Source organism: Paenibacillus sp. FSL R7-0331 (assembly GCF_000758645.1).
Lineage (GTDB): Bacteria > Bacillota > Bacilli > Paenibacillales > Paenibacillaceae > Paenibacillus_AQ > Paenibacillus_AQ camerounensis.
Genome location: NZ_CP009284.1, coordinates 4,785,313 through 4,810,674, shown reverse-complemented (window position 1 = coordinate 4,810,674; position 25,362 = coordinate 4,785,313). Strand labels below are relative to the sequence as shown.

The following is a 25,362-nucleotide window of genomic DNA, read 5'->3' as shown; positions in this document are numbered from 1 at the left end:
CTTTTTCCTATATTTGCGGCTAGACTTGAACTAATATAGATAAAATGCATGAGAATACTGGTGTTTGAATAAGGAGGAAATACAATGTGCACAACCCACGCAGCACCGTTCCGTTTTGATATCGTAGGCAGCTTTCTGCGGCCGGCTGAGCTGAAGGAAGCCAGAGAAAAGTATGCAGGCGGCGAAATCCCGCAGGCAGAGTTAAAGGCAGTAGAGGACAAGTGCATTATCGAACTGGTGCACAAGCAAAAGCAGGCCGGGCTTAAAGTGGCTACAGACGGCGAATTCCGCAGAAGCTGGTGGCATCTTGATTTCTTCTGGGGTCTCCAGGGGGTAGCCAAAACGGAAAGCCTTTCGGTAAATGTGTTCAAAGGAACGCCGGCGCGGTCACAATCTGCAGAGCTGACGGGGAAAATCAGCGGGAACCATCATCCGTTTCTGGAGCATTTCAGGTTTGTCAAAAGCATTGCCGACGAAGGGATTATTGTGCGTCAGACCCTCCCTTCGCCAACACAATTTCTTCATCATCTGGTCTCTCCAGCCAATCTGGATAATACGAATGATATCTACCCGGAGAGGGAAGAGCTGATCCGGGATATTGTACAGGCCTACAGAACCGTCATTTCCGACCTGTACGCAGCGGGCTGCCGGAATGTCCAGTTGGATGACTGCTCCTGGGGACAGTTTTTTGAGGGGCGTTCCACAGCATTTGACGCAGACAGAAGCACCGATGAGCAGCGGAAGGAAGAAAAGCTAAGAATCAATAACTTGGTACTGGCTAACCAGCCGCAAGACCTGAGGCTTACGACGCATGTATGCCGCGGAAATTTTCGTTCAGCCTGGGCCACCTACGGCGGATATGAACCGGTAGCAGAGGCGCTTTTCGCTCGGCAGGATGTGGATGCCTACTATCTGGAGTACGACTCGGAAAGAGCGGGCGGCTTCGAACCCTTGCGTTACATGGGTAAGGACAAAAAAGTTGTGCTGGGCCTGATAACATCCAAAACACCCGAGCTGGAAAACAAAGAAACCATCCTCGCGCGAATCCGTGAGGCAGCACAGTATGTGGAGCTGGACAGGCTGTATCTAAGTCCGCAATGCGGCTTTGCCTCTACCGAAGAAGGCAATCTCCTGACCGAAGAGGAGCAGTGGGCGAAGCTCAGCCTGATCCGGGAAATCGCTGAAGAGGTGTGGGGTGCAGAGTAACGGAGGGGCTTGCTGAATACAACGGCTATTGACGGAAATGTAAAATAAGACGGTATCCTTAGCTGCCTCTGGTGTTATGCCTGGGTGGCTTTTTGTTTTTGCTGCAGAACAGGCGGATCATCCGGCGTGGCGTGTAGAGCAGGGGATGAGGCAGAGAGCGGTGTGATGAGAGTCAGGGAGGCTTCGGAAATCGATAGCAGCCGCTCTCGGAACTAGGTGGATTTCCTCCGCCTAATTCTATCTTTTTTTAGCATTTGAGCAGATTAGTTGGAAAATGTACTATTAATTTGATTGATGTCTCCCTCATCCAGTGAAATCACATAAATTAAGTGGTATTTTTCTAACTAATAGCCAAATTTAGTTGTTACACGAATAATTTGATGGAGATTTTCCAACTAAACTGCTTAGCTCGCAGCACCAAAAGCGGCCAGTAAGCCCAAACGCTCCACGCAACAGCGACTATATCCCCGTTCACTCCCCCTGCCGACACCCCGTAAGCAATCTTTTGTGCTTTTCAGTTTCCGGAAGAGGCTGGAAGTCGTGGAGCAGAAATTTGGAGCTGGAGGAGCGTTAGCACCCGCCTTTGTCGCCGGATTTTAACCACAAGCGGTATAAATCATAAAATCTGGAGACAACAGCGGCCGGAAGCCCAAATGTTCTGCGTAATGACACCCACAGCCTCGGAGGCGTCTGCCAGACGCAAAAATTGCATACAATCCCACCTAAACAACTTTAAAATAAACATATGTAAGCGCTTCTTCATTTGTTATATTATTGAAACTGGAGGTGGTTCCGGGGTGTTGAACGCACTTTTTAAGCCGATTGTCCGGCTGAACGTCAAGCAGCAGCTGATCCTGCTGTTCGTCATTATGCTTACTCCCATTCTGGTTCTCAATAATTACGGCAATTACAAGGCCGAGCAGGTTCTGAAGCGCCATGTCACTAACGCCTATGTCGAGCTGAACAAGCAGAATTTTGCGATCATCAACCGTGACATCGATACAGTCAACAAAATAACGTCGACGGTGATCCAGAACCCTTTTCTGCAGCAGCTGAATATGAGCGGGCTTGATCCCATAATGGAGCGGGTGGAACGCTACGAAACGATAGAAAAGCTGCTTGGCAGCTACTCGCAGGGTGCGGAGCGCGGGGATGCGATTTATTACTCGCTGTACGTGTACGATCCGAACAATTATTATTTTTTTGCCCCCAATTTTCCGCAGGTGAAGAAGGCAGGCGTTTATTTTTTTACCAAGGAAGAGGAGCCGTTCTGGTTCAGGCAGGCAGTGGAGCAGAAGGGCCGGGGTTACCTGATGTTCATGGACCGGCTCAGTCCGCAGGCTGAGGATCTGAAGACGCTTACCTATGTAAGGGCAGTCAATAACATATACCTCGGTGCGGGAACAATCGGCGTGCTGGTGGTCACCAAAATGGAGGCTAAGATCGGCGAATCGCTGAAGTCGATTTCATTGCCGGACGGGGAAATTTACCTGACGGATATGAACAACAGGGTACTTGCCTCCAGCACCAGCTCCACGGGGGAGATTATTGAGCTGCCGGACGGGGCGGAGATCGGTGATCCGGAAGGAACCGTGGACGTGATTACCGACGACTTCATCTATGTGGTGAACAATAACCATATGCTCGGGCAGAAGCTGGTCTACAAGGTTCCGGTAAAAGCGCTGCTCCAGCAGCAGAACGAGATGAAAAGAGTCATTCAGTACATAACTGTGGCCTACGCCTTATTCGGCTTAATCATTATTACGTATTTCTGGCGTTCGCTGATGACACCGCTGCAGAAGCTGGCTTTTTTTGTGCGTAAGTATGAGCCGGGCAACCGGGTGCCGGAAACGCCGAAGCGGGGCAGCAATGACGAGGTCAGTGTGCTTATCTCCTCAACCTATGATATGGCGCGCAGGCTGAACGGCCTAATCATGTATAAATACCAGATGGAGCTGAAGCAGAAGGAGTCCCAGCTGCAGCTGCTGTATCAGCAGATCAATCCGCATCTTTTGTATAACACTTTGGAGAGTATTTATTGGAAAAGCTCGCTGGAAGGCAACGTCGAATCCGCGGAAATGATCAAGGAGCTGTCCAAGCTGATGAAGATCAGCCTGAGCAGGGGCCGGGAGCTGATTACGCTGGAGGAGGAGCTGGAGCATGCCAGCGCCTATATCAAGCTGCAGCAGCACCGCTATGATTACGTGTTCACTGTAACCTGGAACATCGCACCCGAAACCAAGAGTAATCTGATTCCCAAAATCACCCTCCAGCCCCTGATCGAAAACGCCATTATCCACGGGGTCAAAAATATGGAGGAGGACGGGGAGATTATCATCACTGCCTTTACTTTAGAGGATAGGGTGCTGATTATGATTGAAGACAACGGCTATAAGCAGGCTGACTACGAGGCGATCACCCGGATACTGCATGATGAGAGTCCGAATCCGGCCAGCGGCTACGGCATCCGCAATATTAACCAGCGGGTGCAGCTGCATTTTGGCCCGGATTACGGCATTACCTATGGACCGCGTGCAGGCGGAGGGACGGTTGCGGCCGTCCTGCTGCCCAAAACAGAGGTTCAACAATAGAAGGGGGAATCCGCAAATGTTCAATATTCTGGTTGTGGACGATGAACCGCTTATCTGTAAAGGCCTAAGCAGCCTGCTTGCTTCCTCCGGACTGGATATCGGCCATATTTATACGGCGGGCAGCGGTTTTGAGGCACTGGACTGCATCCGGATGGAGGAGGTCGATCTGCTTGTCACCGACATCCAGATGGGGGCGATGAGCGGCATTGAGCTGATGCAGCATGCCAAGCTGGCGAAGCCTTGGGTGCAGGCAATTGTCATTTCGGCCCATGAAACGTTCCAGTATGCCCAGATGGCTGTGAGGCTGGGGGCAAAGGATTACCTGATCAAGCCGCTGAACAGCGAGCAGTTTCTGGATTCTGTGCGGAATGTGCTGCTCAAAATGGACCGGCCTTCGCCCGAGCTCGCAGGCTACGTGACCGGACCCGGCGATAGCTTCCGGCTTGAAGAGCCTCTGCCGGCCTACAGCGAGGTGCTGAACAGCCTGCTTACTGATTCTGCTGCCGTGATGGGCGTCGAAGAGCCCATGCGTAAGCTGGATGAGCTGAAGCTGCAGGGCCCTTATTTTGCTGTGCTTAAGATTAAGCTGCCGCTCCCAGGTGCAGAAGACGGAGCCCAATATAGCCCGCGTGACCGGGGACTGCTGCGCTACGGCGCGCTCAACATCGTCAAAGAGCTGCTGGACCAGGAGTGGAGCTCGACGGCCTTTTATTCCCCGGAGGAAGAAATGACTGTAATCATCCAATGGGATGAGAAAAGCTACGAGGAGGCAGGAGGGAATCAGGTCAGCAGGCTGGATGTGCTGGGCCGAAGCCTTCATTTTAACATCCACAAATTTCTGCATTTGAACGCGGTCATCGGGATCAGCCAGATTCTCAAAGGATTGCCGTTCATGGAGGTGCTGAACCGCCAGGCGTCACGGGCCATCCTCTGGAATAAGGAGCACAACGACCACTACGTATTCTATTACGGGGACTTTAACTGGAACAGTTATACCGGTGCAGGTGAACCCTCCGCCGAGGAGCTGCACACACGCAGCAACCTGATTGTCCAGAAGGCGAAGGAGTATATCGATGAAAATTACGCCCAGAAGGGCTTAACGATACATGAGGTAGCCAAAAAAAATCACGTAAGCCCCAATTATCTGAGCTATCTGTTCAAAAAAAATACAGGCCACAACCTGTGGGAATATGTAATTAAGCTGCGGATGGAGGAGAGCCGGGAGCTGATTTTGCATACCGATCTGCGCCGCTACGAAATTGCTGAACGGGTCGGGTATGAGTCGCCGGAGCATTTCAGCAAGATTTTCAAAAAATACTACGGCATCAGCCCGAGCGAGCTGAAGAAGTAAGAACACTCATGACTTCGGTAGATATACACATGTGCAGCGTCCCCCGCCTTTCCTACAATTAAGGTAGGAAGCACTTTGTCAAAGTGCTTGAAGACAAAAGGAAAGAGGGAGCCAGATGAATCAGACCGCTGCACTTCACGACAAACTGCCGGCAAAGCTTGAGAGCAGGCCGTATAAGCAGAACCGCTGGAAAAAGAATTTTTGGGGCTATATGTTCCTCGTCCCCGCCATTGTAATTTTCATCATGTTTATGTGGGTGCCTATTTTTAAAGGCTTTTTGTACAGCTTCTATACGGTGGATTTTGTTAAGGGAAACAGCTTCGTCGGATTTGAAAATTATGCGCGGGCACTGACAGACCCCGATGTGCTGATCGCGATCCAAAACACACTATACTACATGTTGCTCTGTCTGGTTGTCGGCTTCTGGGTACCGATTGCCTTCGCCATTGCGATCTCTGAGCTGCGGAAGTTCGGCGGCTTCGTCCGGGTAGCGGCTTATCTGCCTTATGTCATGCCGGCGGTTGTCCTCTACGGGCTGTGGCGGTGGCTGTACGATCCTGTCGGCCCTGTTAATGCGCTGCTCGGTACAATGGGGGCAGATCAGATCCCTTTCCTGACGGACAGCAGATGGTCGATGCTCTCACTTGTCTTTATGGAGACGTGGCAGCAGTTCGGCTCGGGGATGCTGATCTACCTGGCGGCTGTGCTCAGCATCCCGCGTGACTGGTATGAAGCGGCGGAGATTGACGGGGCCGGGGTGTGGGCGCGGATTCGCCACATTACGCTGCCGTCGCTGCGCAACCTGATCATCCTGATGCTGATTTTGCAGATTATCGCGACCTCGCAGGGCTATCAGTCCCAGCTGGCGCTGCTGGACGGCGGGCCGAACAAGACCACGCTGACCTATGCGCTGCTGATTGTGAAGTATGCTTTTACCAGACTGGATTACGGCACGGCAACGGCGCTTGGCATGCTGATGTTTATCGTTCTTGGCGGTTTGGGCATTTTACAGTTCAGGCTGAATAAGGAGGATAATTAGGATGAAGAGTGTGGAGAGAGGAATTCTGTCTGAGCATGATCTGAAAAAGACAAGCAACAAGGTTGTCTACAGTATTATGGTGCTGTGCATTGCGGTAATGGTGTTCACGATGATCTATCCGATTCTGATGACAATGTTCAACGGGCTGAAGTCGAATGTCGAGGTCAACTCATTTCCGCCGCATTTTTTCCCGCAGGAGTGGCATTTCGGCAATTTAAAAGATGCGGTGAATTATATTGATCTGCTCAAGTATCTCAAGAACACGCTTTATATTTTTGCCGGCAACATGGTTATGACGCTTGTCGTGCTGGGGATGGCCTCATTCAGCATTTCGCGGATGAACGTGCCTTACCGCAAGGCGTTCTACTTCTTTTTCCTGATGACACTGTTTATTCCGGCGACGAGCTATATGATTCCGAACTTCGTCAATCTGAAGGAGCTGGGCCTGCTTAACCAGTATGCGGCTTTCTGGCTGCCGGCGGGGGCGAACACGTTTTATTTTCTGCTGCTGAAGAATTTCTTCGACGGAATTCATCCAGAAATCTTTGAAGCGGCGCGGATCGACGGGGCCTCGGAGCCGAGAAGCTTTTTTGTGATCGCAGTGCCGCTGTCAGTGCCGATTTTTGCCACGCTGGCGATTTTTATTTTCTCCACTGCCTGGAACGACTGGTTCTGGCCGTCACTGGTCATGCATTCCGAGGAAAAATATACGCTGGCGACCTCGATCTACAAATATGTAATCAGCGTTAAGGCGCTCAATACAAACATTAAGTTTGCCATTCTCTTTCTCGTGTCGCTGCCGCCGATACTTGTATTCCTGATCTTCCAGAAGTTTATTATGCGCGGCGTGGCCTTGTCGGCGGTAAAAGGCTAAAGGCGGCTCGCTGGCCCGTTTAACATTAGAAGGCACACCATCGTAAACCTGCACATGAAAGCAATATAAATACACCTCGTTTGTAAACGGTTTCTCTTTTAAGATGAATTTGTAAGCTAATCATGAATTGAAAAGGGGAGTTTCAATGCGTAAATTTTCCAGCGTATTAGCAGGTCTCCTTGTGGCAGGTTCGTTGTTATCCGCTTGCGGCGGCAACAATAACAGCAACGGAAATGCCCAGGGGAACACAGGAGGGGAAGCGACTCCGGCGCCGGCGGCTACAGCTGCGGATAACAGCACTGCTGCGACAGATGCGCCTGCGGACGATATCACCCAGAGAAAAGTAACAATCAAAATCCACTATCCGACGCCGGACCTGACCGAAATGCGCGCTCAGGAAGACGACCGGATCAAGCGGTTCCAGGCTGAATATCCGAATGTAGAGATCATCAAGGACGACTGGCAGTACAGTGTCAGCGAAATCGGCATCAAGATGGCAGCCAATGAGGCGCCGACCTTCTTCAACACGTATGCGACGGAAGCCAAATTCCTGGTGGAAAAGGGCTGGGCGGCCGACATCACCGAGCTGTGGAATGCCTATGAGTACAAGGAGCAGATCAATCCGGTGCTGCAGAACCAGTTCCTGATTGACGGCAAAATGTACGGTGTAACCCAAAAGGGCTATGTTACCACCACCATGATCAACAAAAAAATGCTGGATGATAAAGGTGTAGCCGTTCCTCCAATGGACTGGACCTGGGATGACATGCTGAATACCGCCAAAGGTGTAGCCGATGCCAAGAAAGGCATTTCCGGAATTGCTCCGATGGGTAAAGGCAACGAGGCCGGCTGGAACTGGACTAACTTCCTGTTTGAAGCAGGCGGAGAGATTCAGAACGTGGAGGGCGGAAAAGTTGTTGCGACCTTCAATTCTGAAGCCGGTGTCAAGGCGCTGGATTTCTACAAAAAGCTGAGATGGGAAGCGGAAGCTATCCCGCAGGACTGGGCGCTCGGCTGGGGCGATGCGGTCGGTGCATTCCAGCAGGGGCGTACAGCTATGGTTATGGCCGGCTCTGACGGTGTAATTGAGCAGGCACTGAACCAGGGCGGACTCAAGCCGGCGGATGTGCTGACCTATCCGATGCCTGCAGCTGAGAAGGGCGGCAAGCATACCGGGGTGCTCGGCGGCGATTATCTCGTAATCAATCCGAACGCCTCCAAGGATGAGCAGGAAATGGCGTTCCGTTATATCACATTCGATTATTTCTCAGACAAGGGTCTGGAGGCGCTTGATGCGATACTGCAGCAGCGTAAGGCGGACGGCAAATACTTCATCCCGCCGCTTCTGGACTATTATGCCGCTGATTCCGAGTTCGGTAAGAAAACCAAAGCTGTCTATGACAAATACTCAGACATTGTATATCAATACAATCCGGAGATTATGGCTCTGCTCGACGGAAAACCTGAAGCCCAGTACAACACCCAGGACTACTATGCTACGATGTCCAACGTGATCCAGGAGCTGTTCTCCAAAAAAGGAACGGACTCCAAAGCCCAGCTTGATGCCGCAGCCAAAACGGTACAGGAGCAATTCTTCGATACTATTACAGTTGAGTAGCAGACAGATAGTGTGTTAGTGCAGACAAAAGACCGGCAAAGCCTCCGACGCTGGAGGACAGCCGGTCTTTTTCTTCGCAATGTCAAATCAGGACAAAATGTGACAGGGCATGAGCGCCCAACGCATGTGAAAGTACTGCAGCCCGGGTATGAAAATCCGCATCAGTTAAATATAACCAAGGAAAATACATAAAAAGTGGATAATAGTCCTGAATATGATTGAATGTAAGCGCTTTGAAAACAAATCAAAAAAACTTTATACTTTGTGAAAGAATTCACTATACAAGACGGAAATGATGTGTTAAGATAAATGTGTAGAGAAAAACAACCTAAAAATTGACAGGAGGACGAGGGAGATGGCAGTTAAGAACGAAGTCGCCGCCCAAGTGAAACAAACCACCGCTGAAGAATATATTCAGACTTTGGTGGATAAAGCAAAGAAAGCCCTGGATGCGTTCATGGAACTGGATCAGGAGCAGGTTAACACAATCGTTCATGCAATGGCATTGGCAGGTCTCGACAAACATATGTACTTGGCGAAACTGGCTGTCGAAGAAACAGGCCGCGGAGTATACGAAGACAAAATTACGAAGAACATCTTCTCAACTGAATATATCTGGCACGGAATTAAGTACGACAAGACAGTAGGCGTTATTGAGGATAACGCTTATGACAGCTTCCAAAAGATTGCTGAACCAGTCGGAATAGTAATGGGTATCACACCGGTAACCAACCCAACATCCACCACGATGTTTAAAGCACTGATTTCCGCTAAGACACGTAATCCTATTATATTCGGTTTCCACCCTTCTGCGCAAGAGTGTAGCGCGGCATCTGCCAAAATTCTTCATGATGCAGGCGTAAAAGCCGGTGCACCTGAGAACTTCATCCAATGGATCGAGCTTCCTACCATGGATAAAACAAATGCACTGATGAACAACCCTGACGTTGCACTGATCCTGGCAACTGGCGGATCGGCAATGGTAAAAGCAGCTTACAGCTGCGGTAAACCGGCTCTCGGCGTAGGCCCTGGTAACGTACCTGCTTTCATTGAAAAGAGTGCTGATATCGATCAAGCGGTAAACGACATTATTCTTTCCAAAACATTCGATAACGGTATGATCTGTGCTTCTGAGCAGGCTGTTATTATCGAAGAAGCCATTTTTGACCAAGTGAAAAAGAAAATGATCGCGAACGGCTGCTATTTCGTTAACAAAGATGAAGCTGCTAAGCTGACAAACGGCGCTATGAATGTAGAAAAATGCGCAGTAAACCCGGCAATCGTTGGTCAATCGGCTGTGAAAATCGCTGAAATGTGCGGAATCCAGGTTCCTGCAGGCACTAAGATTCTGGTAGCAGAAATCGAAGGTGTAGGTACTAAATATCCGCTGTCCGCTGAGAAGCTGAGCCCGGTTCTGGCTTGCTACAAAGTTAAAAATGCTGACCAAGGTATCGAACGTGCTGCAGAAATCGTTGAATTTGGCGGCATGGGCCACAGTTCGGCTATCCACTCCAACAATGAAGAAGTTATCATGAAGTTCTCGCACCGCCTGCAAACGGGACGTATTCTTGTGAACTCGCCTTCGACACATGGCGCCATCGGCGACCTTTACAATACGAATATCCCTTCGCTCACACTTGGCTGCGGATCTTATGGACGCAACTCGGTATCGCAGAACGTTACTGCCATCAATCTGATCAATGTGAAAAGGGTGAACCGTCGTACCGTGAATATGCAATGGTTTAAAGTACCTGACAAAATCTACTTTGAAAAAGGATCCACCCAGTACCTGGCTAAAATGCCTGACATCACACGCGTAGCAATCATTACTGACCCTATGATGGTTAAGCTGGGTTATGTGGAAAGAGTTGAGCACTATCTGCGTCAACGCCAAACTCCTGTAGCGATTGAAGTGTTCTCGGAAGTTGAACCGGATCCATCGACTACTACCGTTGAAAAAGGTACTGCTATGATGAACAGATTCCAGCCGGACTGCATCATCGCGCTCGGCGGCGGTTCCCCAATGGATGCTGCCAAAGGGATGTGGCTATTCTATGAACATCCGGATGCTGACTTTAACGGCCTGAAACAGAAATTCATGGATATCCGCAAACGTGTCTACAAATTCCCTAAGCTGGGTAACAAAGCTAAATTTGTTGCGATTCCAACAACTTCGGGTACAGGTTCGGAAGTGACTTCATTCGCGGTTATTACTGACAAGACAACAGGGAACAATACTAAGTATCCTTTGGCTGATTATGAACTGACTCCAGATGTTGCGATTATCGATCCGGAATTTGTATACAGCTTGCCTAAAACTGCTGTAGCTGATACTGGTATGGACGTTCTAACACATGCTATTGAAGCTTATGTATCGGTTATGGCTAGTGACTATTCCGACGGTCTGGCAATCAAAGCAATCCAACTGGTGTTCCAGTACCTGGAGAAATCCGCACTGCAAGCAGACAAAGTTGCCCGTGAGAAAATGCACAACGCATCGACACTTGCAGGTATGGCGTTCGCTAACGCATTCCTGGGCATCAACCACAGCTTGGCGCACAAATGGGGCGGGCAGTACCACACCGCACACGGCCGCACCAATGCAATCCTGATGCCGCACGTAATCCGTTACAATGCTAAGAAACCTACGAAATTCGCTGCGTTCCCTAAATATTCGCACTTTGTAGCTGACGAGCGTTATGCCGAAATCGCCCGCATTCTGGGATTGCCGGCCCGCACTACTGAAGAAGGCGTAACAAGCCTGATCAACGCAATCCGCGACATGAACAAAAAGCTCGGTATCGAAGAATCCTTCTCTGCGCTTGGCTTCGATCCTAAGGATTTCGAATCCCGTGTAGATTACCTGGCTGACCGTGCATTTGAAGACCAATGTACAACAGCTAACCCTAAGCTGCCGCTGGTAAGCGAGCTGGCTGACGTATACCGCAATGCCTTCTACGGAAGATTTGACGTCTAATTAGGTGTTGAGTGGCGAATAATATGTTTAAAGGATAATATGGGACTAGATGGTAGTGACAAATATCACCGGAAAGGTGATATTTGTCACAGTCCTTTTTCAGAAAATAAACTAAAATGTTTATATAAACAACGAACCCGAGATATGAAATTGTGATTGTGAATTTTATAACAACCATATTCTTGGGATCACGAGACACGGGATCAACCTTCAAGCCCGCGATCTCTACAAATATAATAAATATATAAATGGAGGGATTTAGCATGTCGGTGATTGAAAAAGATGTACAAGAGGTAAAGTCGGGTTGGAGAAGTTTTACAAAAGGTAAATGGGCCAAGAAAGTTGACGTTAATAACTTCATTACAACAAACATCAAGCCTTATGAAGGAAATGAAGATTTCCTCGTAGGTCCTACAAGCAACACCACTGAACTGTGGAAGATCATTTCCCAGCTGAGCAAGGAAGAAAGAGAAAGAGGCGGCGTATGGGATGTATCCCTCGATACTGTCTCCACTATTACTTCCCACAACCCAGGTTATATCGACAAGGACAAGGAACAAATCGTAGGCGTGCAGACTGATGCTCCTTTCAGACGTTCCATCCAGCCGTTCGGCGGTATCAAGATGATGATCGATGCTACTAAGGCTTATGGCTTCGAGCTTCCGAATAACATTGTCGAAATGTTCACGAATATCCGCAAAACGCATAACCAAGGCGTATTTGATGCATATACTCCAGATATGAGAGCAGTGCGTAAATCCGGCGTTATCACAGGTCTTCCTGATGCATACGGCCGCGGACGCATTATCGGCGACTACCGCCGCGTTGCTCTGTACGGTATTGAATTCCTGATTAAAGACAAGAAACAGCAACTGACTGAGCTTGAAGTTGATTCCATGACTGAAGATGTAATCCGTCTGCGTGAAGAGCTGTCCGAGCAGATCCGCGCTCTGGCCGAACTGAAAGAAATGGCTGCCGCTCATGGTCTTGATATTTCCAAACCGGCTAACTCCTTCAAAGAAGCTACTCAATGGGTATACTTCGGTTACCTGGCAGCTGTTAAGGAGCAGAACGGTGCAGCGATGTCCCTGGGACGTGTATCCTCTTTCCTTGATATCTACGCACAACGTGATTTCGAAGAAGGTACTCTTACAGAAGAGCAAGCACAAGAAATTGTTGACCACTTTGTAATGAAACTGCGTATCGTGAAATTCCTGCGTACGCCTGACTATAACGAACTGTTCTCCGGTGACCCTACCTGGGTAACAGAATCCATCGGTGGTATGGCTGAAGACGGAACTACCCGCGTAACCAAGAACAGCTTCCGCTTCCTGCACACCCTGTACAATCTGGGACCTGCACCGGAACCGAACCTGACTGTACTCTGGTCCGAGAAGCTGCCTGAAGGCTTTAAGAAATTCTGTGCCAAGGTATCCATCGAAACCAGCGCGATCCAATATGAGAACGATGATGTAATGCGTCCATACTGGGGTGATGATTACGCAATTGCCTGCTGCGTATCCCCAATGCGCATCGGTAAGCAAATGCAGTTCTTCGGAGCCCGTGCTAACCTTGCAAAAGCCCTGCTGTATGCAATCAACGGCGGTGTGGATGAAAAATCCGGTGCACAGGTAGGTCCTGAATTCCCTGCAATTACTTCCGAGTATCTCGATTACAATGAAGTGATGAAACGCTTCAAACCAATGATGGAGTGGCTGGCTAAGACTTACGTTAACACCCTGAACATCATCCACTACATGCATGACAAATACTCCTACGAACGCATCGAAATGGCGCTGCATGACCGCGACATTCTGCGTACAATGGCTTGCGGTATCGCTGGTCTGTCCGTTGCTGCTGACTCCCTGAGCGCAATTAAATACGCTAAGGTTAAACCGATCCGCAACGAACAAGGCATTGCCATCGACTTCGAAACTGAAGGTGAATTCCCTTGCTACGGTAACAACGACGACGCTGTTGACAGCATTGCAGTTGAACTGGTTGAAACCTTCATGACAATGATCCGCAAAAACAAAACGTACCGTGATGCTGTTCCGACTCAATCGGTACTGACAATCACTTCGAACGTTGTTTACGGTAAGAAGACTGGTACTACTCCAGACGGACGTAAAAAAGGCGAGCCATTCGCACCAGGTGCTAACCCAATGCACGGACGCGACAAGAAGGGCGCACTTGCATCCCTGAACTCTGTTGCTAAACTGCCTTACTCCGATGCACAGGACGGTATCTCCAATACGTTCTCCATCGTTCCTAAGGCGCTGGGTAAAGACGAAGAATCTCGTAAGTCCAACCTGGTATTCATGATGGACGGTTACTTCCACAATAGCGCTCAGCACTTGAACGTTAACGTATTTAACCGTGAGCAGCTGATTGACGCTATGGATCACCCAGAGAACTATCCGCAACTGACTGTTCGTGTATCCGGCTATGCTGTTAACTTCATCAAGCTGACCCGCGAACAACAGCTGGATGTTATCAACCGTACGTTCCACTCTTCCATGTAAGATTTGTTCTTGGACATCAGGAACTGAAATAAACTACAGAGCTGCCGCCCTTGCAAGAGGGCGGTAAACTCTTGTCTGAAATTCATTAAAATTTTAAGTTTTTTTTCGAAAGGATGACCTCATATGGTTAAAGGACATATCCACTCATTAGAAACCTTTGGAACGGTGGATGGCCCGGGAATCCGCTTCGTGCTTTTCATGCAGGGCTGTCTGCTTAAATGCCAGTATTGCCACAACCCGGATACCTGGGGTCTGAACGAAGGCAAGGAAATGACGCTCGAAGAAGTGCTTGCGGAAATTGAGCCATACTTGAACTATTATAAGACTTCCGGCGGCGGTCTTACCGTATCCGGCGGCGAGCCTACGCTGCAGGCGCATTTTGTCAAACAGCTGTTCACTGAAGTAAAACGGCGCTGGAATTTGCATACAACGCTCGATTCCAACGGCTACAATGACGGTTCGAAGATCAGCGACCTGCTGGATGTTACCGATCTCGTGCTGCTGGACCTGAAGCATATTGACGATGAAGCCCATATTAAGCTGACCGGCAAGTCTAATGACCGTACCTTGAAGCTGGCCCGCTGGCTGTCTGATCATAACCGTAAAATGTGGATCCGCCACGTATATGTACCCGGCATTCATAATAAGGAAGAAGATCTGCTTAACCTTGGACGTTACATCGGAACCCTGAACGGGGTTGAGAAGTTCGAAATCCTGCCTTATCACCAGATGGGGATTTATAAATGGCAAGAGCTTGGCCGTCCTTATGAGCTTGAAGGAGTGCCTTCGCCAAGCGATGAGGAAGTGCAGCGTGCATACCGCCTGATTGAAGAAGGACGCAGAGAATCAGCGCTGGTAAAATAATGAATACAGATGAATGAAGCCGTTCCTGACAGCAGATATCTGCTGCGGGGCGGCTTTTTTGCTAGGCGGTAGAAGAGGCAATAAAGCTCATGTTGGATTAAGTTAACTCATGGTATATTAGGCATTGGATCACATATGGAGCTAGTCTAATTAATCACTATCCGTTAGGAGAGAGCAAAATGAATCTTTATGTCCATGAACCGCAAGATTATCATTGTCCTTTTTGCCTGCTTGTACAAGGGACCGAAAACGAGCATGTTCTTTCCAGGCAGTCGGACATTCTGTACCAGGACGAGCTCGTTACAGCGTTTATTGCCTCACACTGGTGGCCCGGCAATCCCGGACATGTGCTTATCATTCCCAATAGGCATATTGAGAATATTTACAGTCTGACAGGAGAACTCTCCGACTGGATACATAGGCTGGAAATTGAAGTGGCAAAAGCGCTGAAGGAAACGTACGGGTGTGACGGGGTCTCCTCACGGCAGCATAATGAGCCGTCAGGCAACCAGGATGTATGGCATTATCATCTGCACGTATTTCCGCGCTACAAGGACGATCAGCTATACACTTCAAAAGCCATAATGACTACGGCAGAAGAACGGAACTCCTATTCAGTCATGCTTAGGGAATATTTTGCACAAAAAATCTAAAGTAATGTATAGATAATATGACGTTTTGGCCGTTTTTTGTAGCGGGAGCTGAAAGGAATGTTGTCTTAGATTACGTGTGATGTGAGATAATTGATGTGTATTCGCTTACATTAGAGATTTTTATCCCTGTTGTAGAGGAATGTTAACCTTACGATTACAAAAAGCGTTTTCTATAATAAAGAAGTAAGGGAAATCATTAAATAGGGAGGGTCACCCGTAATGAGAAAAAGGATAACAATGCTGCTGTCCCTGATGTTTGTCACTTCTGCGCTGTTGACTGCTTGTGGGGGAAATAAAAATAATACAGGTAACAACGGAGAAGCAGCAGCTACTAACAGCGGAACGGCTGCAACGAATGCCCCTGCTACAGAAGAGCCTGCGAATACAGAGCCTTTTGAAATGACGATCCGCCATACCCAGGTCGGTGCTGATAAGCAAAAGCGTCTTGCCATTCTGGAGGATGTAGTAGGCAAGGTGCAGGAAGAGGTGCCCGGTCTCACCTTTAAGCTGGATGGTGTAGATTCGGATGTGAACCGTAAAGAGAAGCTGCGCGGAGAGATGGCCGCCGGCAACCCGCCGGAAATATTCGACCTGTTCGGCAGTCCGGATTCCAAGATTTATGCGAAGGAAAGCAAGTTGCTGGATCTTACTCCTATTCTCGAAGAGCTGGGCATCAAGGACAAATTCTCCAATCTGGACCCTTTTACTTATGAAGGAAAAATCTACGGACTGCCGATTGGCGGCTCCGGCGAGGGCTTCTTCTATAACAAGGAATATTACGCAAGCAAAGGCTGGAAAGCACCGGCCACCTTCGCTGAGCTGGAGCAGCAGCTGGCTGATATTAAAGCGGATGGGAAGGTGCCGCTCGCTGGCGCTTCCAAAGCCGGCTGGGTACCGCTGATGCTGGCTAACCACCTGTGGTCCCGTTATGCCGGACCGGATGTTACAGCGAAATTCGCGACCGGTGAAGCAAAGTGGAGTGACCCGAACGTTGTCCAAGGCTTCGCCAAATACAAGGAGTGGGTCGATAACGGCTACTTCAAAAAGGGTGAGCTCGGCTTCGAATATGCTGAATATACGACTCAATTCACCAGCGGTGAAGCCATTCTGATGTATGACGGAACCTGGAAATCCTCCGTATTCAAAGCCGGCCAATCCGGTGAAGGGCTGATCGGCAAGGTTGGCTTCTTTAACATTCCGGCGGTTGACGGCGGTGCGGGCGACCAGACAGCGCTGATGCGTGATGTGAACAACGGCTACGGGTTCTCTGCTTCGGCAGGTGAGGATGAGCGCCAGCTGGCTGCTGTGAAATCCTTCATCAAAAATATGTACAACGAAGAAATGCAGCTGCGCGGCCTGGTAGAGGATGGCGTACTGCCGGCAATGAAGCTGGACCAGTCGGTGCTGGATGCCAATATTACTGATGATCTGATGAAAGAAATCGTAGCGGTGCTGAATAACTCCGCATCCTCCTTCCCGGCGTTTGACTCGCTGGTTCAGGCTGATGTAACTACCGAGATCAGTAACATCCAGATTCAGAAGCTGATCGGCGGCCAGACGACTCCTGAGAAGATGGGCGAAGAGCTGCAGAAGATTCAGGAAGAAGCGAACGCAGCGGTGGAGTAGGCAACCATTGAAATGTACCCTGGTGCCTGCTCCAGGGTACATTTTTTTACTCTAATGCCTGACCTTTCCCAGAGATTCTTAGCATCGGAGGTAGTTATGAATAAAGCACTCAGAAATCCGCTCGTCTTCATCCTGTTTGTTCTTCCTGCACTTGCCCTGTTCCTGATCTTTTTTATCTATCCCATATTCAGCTCCATCTATTACAGCCTGACCAGCTGGAACGGTGTATCCGACACCGTTAAAATGACCGGCCTGACAAATTACGAAAAAGCGCTCGGTGATGACCGTTTCTGGATCTCGGTGAAGAATAACGGCTGGTTTATTCTGTTCTCTGTCTTTATCCAGGTTCCGCTGATTATCCTGTTCTCTCTGCTGATTGCCAACGTCAAGAAACTTAAGGGCTTATACAAAACAGCGGTGTTCATGCCTTCGATTATGTCAACGGCAGTTATAGGTATTCTCTGGGGCTTTATTTATGAGCCTAATATCGGCCTGTTCAACAAGCTGCTTGGCCTGGTCGGGATAGAGCCGGTCTACTGGCTGTCCGATGAACGGTTTGCCATGCTGTCGATTCTGATCACCAACGCCTGGCAGTGGACCGGATTCTACATTGTAATGGTGCTTGCAGCGATTCTGTCGATTCCCGGAGAGCTTGACGAAGCAGCCGCAATTGACGGCGCTACGGGCTTCCAGCGGGCTACACGGATCACCCTGCCGCTGATTGTGCCGATTATTTCGGTGGTAATCATGCTCTCCATTGCCGGGGCAATGAAGGCTGCCGATATCGTCATCGTTATGACCAAAGGCGGGCCGGCGGGTTCAACGGAGGTTATGGCCACCTATATGATCAAGTATGCAATCACGAACTTTAAATACGGGTACGGCAATACGATTGCGGTCCTGATCTTCGTATTTACGCTTATTGTTACAGTAGTATATCAGCTGCTGTTCAACCGGCGTAGTGAAAGGATTGAATACTGATGCCGCGCGCCCTGAAAAAAAGTCTGCCGCATGCTGCACTGCTTGGGTATCTTCTTGTTGTACTGTTCCCATTCCTGTTTGTGCTTTTCTCATCGGTAAAAAAGGATAACAACTCGATTGCCCTGAATCCGTTCGGCATTCCGAAGGAGTTCGTCTTCAATAACTATGTGGAAGCCTGGGTCAATGCGAAGATCAGCACGTACTTTTTTAACAGCTTATATATATCGGTCTTTGCTTCGGTAGTATCCATTATACTGGCTGGTATGTTCGCGTTCGCTGTTACCCGTATGCGCCACGGCCGCTGGAATATACTGCTGTACTCGTTTGTACTGGTCGGAATGCTGATTCCGAACAACGCGCTAATGCTGCCGATTTATACGATTGTACGCAAGCTGCATATTCTGAACACCCACTGGGCGCTTATTGTTCCGTATATTGCCAATGCGATCCCGTTTACGATCATCATTCTCGCTGCCTTCATGCGTTCTCTCCCCAGTGAAATTGAGGAAGCAGCGGTAATGGATGGGTTGAAGGCCCCTGGCATCTTTGCTAAAATTATTGTACCTCTGACGGTTCCCGCCATGGTTACAGTATTCATCGTCAATTTCCTGGGAAATTGGAATGAGTTTTTGCTGGCTAACTATTTTCTTTCCAATGATGAGCTGCGCACGCTTCCGGTGGGAATGGTCCAATTCCGTGATCAGTATCAGATGAACTATGCGCAGATGTCCGCCGGTATCGTCTACAGCGTGCTGCCGGTGGTTATCATTTATGCCATTTTGCAGGAGAAAATAATTGAAGGTGTAACGGCAGGCAGCGTAAAGGGCTAACCTTACTACAGTCAGGAGCGCAGCTCATGAATTTGCGCTATAAATTATTTACTGCTTTTTTGGGCCTGATCATTATTCCGCTCTTTACCCTTGGTATGATTATGTTCTTCGTCACGTATAACTCCATTGAGAAGAAGTACAGCCAGCAGTCCGAGTATTCACTCAAAGCGATCAGCTACAGCATCTCTAATGTGTTCAAGGATATGAACAATGTAACGGATAACGGGATCGCCACCTCAGTGTTCCATATGGCGCTCAGTGCGGAGGATCCCTCCAAGCAGGACTTGACGGATGCCGAGCAACTCAGCCTGAACGCCAGCCAGCGCAATTTCCGCAGTCTGCTCTATAATCATCCGTCGATCAGCTATGCGTTTTTGTACAATTTTAACGGAAAAGGCAGCTCAGAGATTGTCTCTATATTCACTAAGGAAAACTTCCGGACGCTTCCATACGAAAAATTTAAGGGAAGTGAGCTGTACCAGGAAGTAATGGAGCTTAATGGAGTACCCAAGTGGCTGGCGCCGCATGAATATCCTGAGCTTACCGGAACAGAGCCGGTATTTACGCAGATTCGCCTGATTAAAGAGCTTAGCTTTTTTCAGGATATCGGTATTCTGGTGGTCCAGATCAAAAACTGGGAGTTCGAATCGATCTTCCGTAATCTGAAAATCGGAGACAGCAGCCAGAAGGTGTCCTTTATGCTGGTGAATGATAACGGGATGATCCTGCTTGATCCGGACCACGGTCTGGACGGGCAGGATTTGAGCGCTTTTACCGCCAAAAAAATGACGTATAAGCCGGGCTTCCAGAGCTTCAGAACGGAGTTCGCCGGCGATAAAAGCATCCTGTCCGTCTATCATCTCAAGGACTATCCCTGGAGCCTGGTCTCGGTCACCTCGTGGGACTCCCTGTCCCGTGAGGTTACGGTGTTCGCCCGCTGGTTCGTGGCCGTGATCTTCCTGTGTCTTCTGGCAGCGGTCATCTTCAACCTGTTCTTTATGAACCGGATTGCCGGCGGAATCGCCGTCATTGTCCGCTTCATGCGCCGGGTAGAGGATGGCGATCTGACAACAAGGGTAGAGGAAAAGGGCAATGACGAAATGACCCTGCTGGCCAGAGGCATCAACGATCTGATGAACAAGATCCAAATGTTGTTCAACCGGATTCAGGTCGAGCAGCACCGCAAAAACCAGGCGGAAATGCGGGTGCTGCAGGCGCAGATTAAGCCGCATTTTCTGTTCAACACACTGGAATCAATTAATGTGCTGGCGGTGCAGAACGAGGGGCGAAAGGTCAGTGAGATGGTCTATCGGCTGGCCGGTATTCTGCGGATCAGTATTCAGGACCGTGACGAAATTACGCTGCAGGAGGAGATTACCCATCTGCGCAATTATCTGGATATCCAGAAGTTCCGGTTCGAGGATCTATTTGATTATGAGATTGAGATACCGGATGAGCTGCTGGGCTGCGGCATTTTGAAGCTGACGCTCCAGCCCCTGGTAGAGAACAGCATTCAGCACGGCTTTGAGGGGATCGGATACCATGGTCTTGTAAAAGTGACAGTCCGGGAGGAACGCGGAAATCTGATCCTGCGGATCGAGGATAACGGAATCGGTATGACGCCGGCTCAGCTGTCCATCTTTCAGTACATGGTCCATGATCCGGTTGAGACGGAGTCTCCGGGCCGGAACGGAGAGGGCGTCCGGCACGAGGAGCGGCGGGGCCTGGGCGTACGCAGTGTAGCTGACCGTATCCGTATTGAGTACGGCAACCGGTACGGCATCTTTATCTGTGCCAGCCCGGGTACCGGAACGGTCATCCAATGCGTCATTCCCAAATATGAGCAGGGGGAAGATCATTATGCTAAAGGTACTGCTGGTTGACGATGAAGCCCCTATTCTGAACAATCTCAAACGGGTGCTGCCGTGGCAGGAGATGGGGATGGAGGTTGCCGGCATGGCGCGCAGCGGGATGGAGGCACTCAGGATTGTAGAGGAGGAGGCGCCGGATCTGGTGCTCTGCGACATCCGTATGCCGGTTATGGACGGTCTTACCTTTGTCGGTAAGCTGCGGGAAATGGGTATTGAGAGTGAGGTACTGCTGCTTAGCGGCTATCAGGAATTCGATTATGCCCGGGAAGCGATCCGCCTCGGAGTCAAAGAATATATCTGCAAGCCGATTCACTACGAGGAGCTTGGTAATAAGGTGCGCAATATCGGCGCGCAAATCCGCAGCAGGCAGTATAAGGATAAGCTGTATAACAGCATTCCGCTGTTCCATGAGCTGCCTGCCGCCGCCGAGGAGACACATAAGAAAACACCGGAGCAGCTGATGAACCAGGCGGTAAAATACATCTCCGAGCGGTTGAGCCATGATCTGGGCATTGAAGAGGTTGCGCGCAAAATCGGCATCAGCAGCAGTTATTTTTGTCTTTTATTCAAGAACAGGTTTGCATTAACCTTTGTTGAATATGTAACCCAGCAGCGGATTGAAGCGGCTAAGTTCATGCTTGCCAGCACGGACAAAAGCATAGCGGCCATTAGTGCAGGCGTGGGCTATCAGGAGCGGCGTTATTTTACCAAAGTGTTTCAGAAGCAGACGGGGATGACGCCGAAAGAATACCGTGACCGGAAGGATAATGCCGCAGATCGCTGACTGACTGTATTATCCAGGATAGATGCTGTACAGAAGGGCAACCAATATAAAGACTAATTTATAGCGTAAGGCAAAGGCGATTAACCTGCAGATGAAGGGGATCGTCTTTGTTTTTTTCTTTACAAAAAATGAAACTTTTTCAGGTGCGGTGCGTCTAATACTATGTTTTGTTAAAAGACCGTGGCTCTAATTGCGTCATGCCTGTGGTTGTTCAAGCTTTTTGTAAGATGGGGAATATAAGAAGCAGATAGAGAACAGAACTGCCTTATAAACTTACTAATGGGAGCAGAAGGAGTCATACCATGAATTTGAAGAAATTAACGTTAGTCGCTGCGCTTGCTGTAACACAAGCTGCAGCTGCGGTACCGGCTTATGCCATACCGGTAAGCACCGCCGGAGTAACCGGCACTGTAAGTACAGCTCAAGCTGTTCAGCCAAGCGAGGCCGCTGCTGTTCAGCCTGAAGCCACTGATCCGCTGCCAAGTGAGATTCCTGCAGGGACGGTTACATCAACAGCTACACCGGTACCAACAGCGGCACCAACAGCTACTCCGAATCCGGGTATTACTGCAGATCCTGCTGCATCTGCTGATCCTTCGGCCACTGGGACACCAGCCTCAACGGAGACGGCCGCTCCTGCTGCTACGGACGGAACGGTTGTTCAGCCGCAGAATCCGGTAAACGCTGTTTATGGAACCGCTGCAAACCAGTTAATCCTGCATATGAACAGCCGGCAAATGTACAAAAACGGAATATCCTATCTGGCTAACCAGCCGATGGCCGTGAAGAACGGGGTATCCTACGTTTCAATCCGTGCGATGGTCGAAATGGTCGGCGTAAGCTATACCTATGAAGCTAAAACAAAAGAAGTTGTTGTTACCAAAGGCAGCAGTGTAATGCGCTTTAAGACAGACAGCAAAATTTATACTGTCAATGGCACTAAAGTAACAATGAAAGGCCCTGCTTACCAGTTCATGGGTACCTTTATGGTTCCGCTGACCTCAATCACAGCCGCCCTGAACCTTCCTTATACCGTCGATAATGTAGGCAAACGTGTTATTTTGACGCTGAACACCAAGCCAACAGCAATATTCAGCGTACAGCCGACCGAGATTTTTGCCGGCCAGACTTATATTAACTACACCACTTCCAGCTCTTCACCGAACGGTACGCCTATTGTGGATGAGCGCTGGAGTGATAATAAACAGGATATTTATGATCAGCCGGGGTATTATACCGTCACGTATTCTGTGGTTGATGCAAACGGGCAGTGGAGTGATCCTTATTCCGTAACGATTAAGGTCGTACAGCCTAACCAGCCGCCAGTCGCTAACTTCACTACCAACAAAGAAGAATACAAAATGGGTGAGCCGATCACCCTGACTGATCTCAGCTATGATCCGGAGTATGAAGAGCTTACAGCAGAATGGACGAACCGAGCGCTGGCCTTCTTTAACCCGGGTCCAGTATCAATCCAGCTGAAAGTAACAGATAAGCATGGGCTGAGCAGCACTTTTGAGAAGACGATTAACATCACCAGCGAGCAGCTGTATACCCAGGATGAAGTAGCGAAGCTGTTCACTCTGCCTGGAGACGTTATTACTATGGACGGCGGAATGATCCCCGGCCTGACTAATCTGACGTATAATTTGTCCTCGGAGAATTATAAGCTGATCCGCAGCAACAGTCCGGAAACAGTGAATCAGGAAGGCGTGCTGTACCGTGAAACATCGGTCGGCAATACCCGCTTCCTTGTTCATCACCTGAACAACATGTCTACCAGACAGAAGCTGTATGTTATTGCAACCAACAACAACCTGTATCCTACAACAATTACAACGCAGTATTCCGGGATTGCCGGTCCGGTCACTTCTCCGGAGTATACTGGTAAAATTTCGATTCAAAAATACTACAATTCAATGCTTACAAACGAGAAATACAGCACGACCACCCTGCTGCCGGGTGAGAGCAGAGCTATCCTAACTGATATTAACAAAATAGCGATGAAGCCGGGTGAGGTTCTCTCGCTTAGTGCCGATCTGTTCAGTGATCTTACCGTTCAATACAATGTGGTGATGGTCGAAGAGAGCAAGGACCCGATTGCCCTTTTGCCTACTTTGCCAATTCTCGATAGTGACGGTGTGCATAACCGCGGAACCTATCCGGATTCCACCCGGATCATCACCGTGAATGATGTAGTTGGAACAACGCAGGCAAAGCTGATTCTGGGTGATAACAGGAATGACCTGAATCTGATCGGTATTGATCCAATGACAGGGGTAGTAGCTTCTAATGCCGGGAATTTCGGTGTGCTGTACAAAATAAGATTTGAACATGTTGCTGCCAATACGCTGATTACGTTTAATCCGCGCGGAGGTAACTATCTTGGTTCACTGCTGGTGAATAATACACTCGTCAACCTGCCGAACAAAGGCAGTCTGACCAGCTCCGATATGAACGCGGTCGTATACCGTTCCGGCAGCTATGAAAGCTCAGTGGAGATTGTATTCTCGGTAGCATCCGGAAGCAATCTGCCGGTGAACTTTGTATTTACACCGCTGCCGGCGCTGAAGCAGTAAGCGAAGGATGAGCAGGTAAGGATTAAGCAGGCTAAAGCCCCTCTTGAGGCTTTAGCCTGTTTTGCTGCAGCAGCAGGACGCAAATGTTCGTGATTCCGGCAAAACTCCGGCAGGAACGGGTAGAGCAGGGCGCTGCTTGATTGACGGGGAAAAGGTTTTGGGGCATTATAAAGAGAGTGTAACAGTAATGAATTATGTATGGGAGATGAGCAAATGCTGTCGACAGAACAAATACTGGAAGCTATGTCGGGGCAGGGGCTGCGAATCACCGATCAGCGCAAGACACTTGCCAAGTTGTTCGGCGAGAATACGGGATATTTGTCGGCGAAGGATGTCTATGATTATATGGGGCGCAAATACAGCGGTCTCAGCTTCGACACGGTCTACCGCAACCTGCGGGTGATGGAGGAGCTTGGTGTTCTTGAACAGGTCGTCTTCGAGGACGGCGTCAAATTCAAGGCCAGCTGTAATCAGGACCACCATCATCATCATATGATCTGCCTTCAATGCATGAAGACTTACCCGATTCATTTCTGCCCGATGAATTTAACGGATACTCCGGACCAGTTCCGGGTAGTCAAGCATAAATTTGAAGTGTTCGGTTACTGCAAGGACTGTGAAGGCGGCAAGGAAGCAGATTCGGAGCTTACTGCAGCCCACAGTAAAGATGGCCGCTGATATGCCGGACCTGCGCAGAACGGTCCAGGCTCCGATCAGGGTGTACCGCAAGTTCATATCCCCGCTGAAGCCTGCGACCTGCCGGTTCTATCCAACCTGCTCGGCGTATGCGCTGGAGGCGATAGAAGTGCACGGACCGGTGAAGGGCTCCTGGCTTGCCGCTAAACGGATTGCCCGGTGCCATCCCTTTCATCCGGGAGGCCTTGATCCTGTCCCGCCGCGGGAGGACCAGTCGCCTGATGAAGGAACTGTCCGGCCGACTTGACAGGATAGCTGATTTTTGGGTATATTTTGGAGAATAATATGCATTCCGAG

General features: G+C 49.4%; 18 protein-coding genes. All 18 read left to right on the top strand.

What is annotated here, in order from left to right:
• Positions 1 to 84 precede the first annotated feature (84 nt).
• The 18 genes from R70331_RS20825 to yidD all read left to right on the top strand — a co-directional run bounded on the left by R70331_RS20825 (position 85) and on the right by yidD (position 25,312).
• Positions 85 to 1,206, top strand: coding sequence for a 5-methyltetrahydropteroyltriglutamate--homocysteine S-methyltransferase (locus R70331_RS20825; RefSeq protein WP_042178686.1), 1,122 nt, complete (start codon positions 85 to 87; stop codon positions 1,204 to 1,206).
• A 797-nt stretch (positions 1,207 to 2,003) separates the two neighbouring features.
• Complete coding sequence (locus tag R70331_RS20820; RefSeq protein ID WP_442950556.1) at positions 2,004 to 3,797, top strand: cache domain-containing sensor histidine kinase; 1,794 nt, start codon at positions 2,004 to 2,006, stop codon at positions 3,795 to 3,797.
• Between the two features lie 16 nt (positions 3,798 to 3,813).
• Complete coding sequence (locus R70331_RS20815) at positions 3,814 to 5,148, top strand: response regulator (RefSeq protein ID WP_042178683.1); 1,335 nt, start codon at positions 3,814 to 3,816, stop codon at positions 5,146 to 5,148.
• Between the two features lie 211 nt (positions 5,149 to 5,359).
• Positions 5,360 to 6,187, top strand: coding sequence for a carbohydrate ABC transporter permease (locus R70331_RS20810; protein ID WP_144027150.1), 828 nt, complete (start codon positions 5,360 to 5,362; stop codon positions 6,185 to 6,187).
• A gap of 1 nt (position 6,188) precedes the next feature.
• Entirely contained in the window at positions 6,189 to 7,061 is an 873-nt protein-coding gene (locus tag R70331_RS20805) for a carbohydrate ABC transporter permease (RefSeq protein WP_042178679.1), read from the top strand.
• Between the two features lie 145 nt (positions 7,062 to 7,206).
• A complete protein-coding gene (locus R70331_RS20800) occupies positions 7,207 to 8,679 on the top strand; it encodes an ABC transporter substrate-binding protein (RefSeq protein ID WP_042178677.1) in 1,473 nt (490 codons plus the stop codon).
• A 355-nt stretch (positions 8,680 to 9,034) separates the two neighbouring features.
• Positions 9,035 to 11,656 carry a bifunctional acetaldehyde-CoA/alcohol dehydrogenase gene (adhE, locus tag R70331_RS20795; protein WP_042178676.1) on the top strand — a complete coding sequence of 874 codons (2,622 nt, stop codon included), beginning with the start codon at positions 9,035 to 9,037 and terminating at the stop codon, positions 11,654 to 11,656.
• 263 nt (positions 11,657 to 11,919) lie between these two features.
• Positions 11,920 to 14,181, top strand: coding sequence for a formate C-acetyltransferase (gene pflB, locus R70331_RS20790; protein ID WP_042178673.1), 2,262 nt, complete (start codon positions 11,920 to 11,922; stop codon positions 14,179 to 14,181).
• 123 nt (positions 14,182 to 14,304) lie between these two features.
• Positions 14,305 to 15,045, top strand: coding sequence for a pyruvate formate-lyase-activating protein (pflA, locus tag R70331_RS20785; RefSeq protein ID WP_042178671.1), 741 nt, complete (start codon positions 14,305 to 14,307; stop codon positions 15,043 to 15,045).
• A gap of 179 nt (positions 15,046 to 15,224) precedes the next feature.
• Entirely contained in the window at positions 15,225 to 15,698 is a 474-nt protein-coding gene (locus R70331_RS20780; RefSeq protein WP_042178669.1) for an HIT family protein, read from the top strand.
• 219 nt (positions 15,699 to 15,917) lie between these two features.
• Positions 15,918 to 17,324 carry a type 2 periplasmic-binding domain-containing protein gene (locus R70331_RS20775; RefSeq protein ID WP_042178666.1) on the top strand — a complete coding sequence of 469 codons (1,407 nt, stop codon included), beginning with the start codon at positions 15,918 to 15,920 and terminating at the stop codon, positions 17,322 to 17,324.
• A 96-nt stretch (positions 17,325 to 17,420) separates the two neighbouring features.
• Entirely contained in the window at positions 17,421 to 18,305 is an 885-nt protein-coding gene (locus R70331_RS20770) for a carbohydrate ABC transporter permease (RefSeq protein WP_042178664.1), read from the top strand.
• Entirely contained in the window at positions 18,305 to 19,135 is an 831-nt protein-coding gene (locus R70331_RS20765; protein WP_039875272.1) for a carbohydrate ABC transporter permease, read from the top strand. Before R70331_RS20770 ends, R70331_RS20765 begins: the two co-directional genes overlap by 1 nt.
• Positions 19,136 to 19,161: 26 nt before the next feature.
• Positions 19,162 to 21,018, top strand: a complete 1,857-nt coding sequence (locus R70331_RS20760; protein ID WP_042178663.1) for a cache domain-containing sensor histidine kinase — start codon at positions 19,162 to 19,164, stop codon at positions 21,016 to 21,018.
• Positions 20,996 to 21,790 (top strand): response regulator transcription factor, encoded by a 795-nt coding sequence (locus tag R70331_RS20755; protein ID WP_042178662.1) that lies wholly within the window; start codon positions 20,996 to 20,998, stop codon positions 21,788 to 21,790. The genes R70331_RS20760 and R70331_RS20755 overlap by 23 nt, the downstream gene beginning before the upstream one ends.
• 302 nt (positions 21,791 to 22,092) lie before the next feature.
• On the top strand, positions 22,093 to 24,369 hold the full coding sequence (locus R70331_RS20750) for a copper amine oxidase N-terminal domain-containing protein (protein ID WP_042178659.1): 2,277 nt from the start codon (positions 22,093 to 22,095) through the stop codon (positions 24,367 to 24,369).
• A gap of 213 nt (positions 24,370 to 24,582) precedes the next feature.
• A complete protein-coding gene (locus R70331_RS20745; RefSeq protein WP_042178656.1) occupies positions 24,583 to 25,047 on the top strand; it encodes a Fur family transcriptional regulator in 465 nt (154 codons plus the stop codon).
• 1 nt (position 25,048) lies between these two features.
• A complete protein-coding gene (yidD, locus tag R70331_RS20740) occupies positions 25,049 to 25,312 on the top strand; it encodes a membrane protein insertion efficiency factor YidD (RefSeq protein WP_042182966.1) in 264 nt (87 codons plus the stop codon).
• Positions 25,313 to 25,362 lie beyond the last annotated feature (50 nt).